Source organism: Acinetobacter halotolerans, assembly GCF_004208515.1.
In the GTDB taxonomy this organism is placed as follows: Bacteria; Pseudomonadota; Gammaproteobacteria; order Pseudomonadales; family Moraxellaceae; genus Acinetobacter; species Acinetobacter halotolerans.
The window spans coordinates 1-249 of sequence record NZ_SGIM01000044.1; the positions used below are offsets into that span (position 1 = coordinate 1).

Sequence of the window (249 nt, forward strand, 5' to 3'; positions counted from 1 at the left end):
GCTATCCCCTGCAAATTGGTTCAGTTGTCCATCCGCAGAAAGGTGTATGTCTTCTGCGGTACTGAGTCCAATGCCATTTGGGGAACTGAGTAGTAATAAGGCTTTGTTGAATTTGGCAATATCCTGTTGGATGTCTTCTGCAAATGCTTTGAGTTGTTCTAAAGCTTCGAGTTCATCCGTTTGTTGGTTCTTTGCCACTTCACTCAGGGCTTTGGCATTGTTCTGGTTGCCTTCCAGTTGCTGTTTGGC

1 protein-coding gene is annotated in these 249 nt (G+C 45.4%); it reads right to left on the reverse strand.

What is annotated here, in order from left to right:
* Positions 1 to 249 (reverse strand): hypothetical protein (locus tag EXE30_RS15805; protein ID WP_213072753.1); only part of this gene is annotated, 249 nt, incomplete at both ends.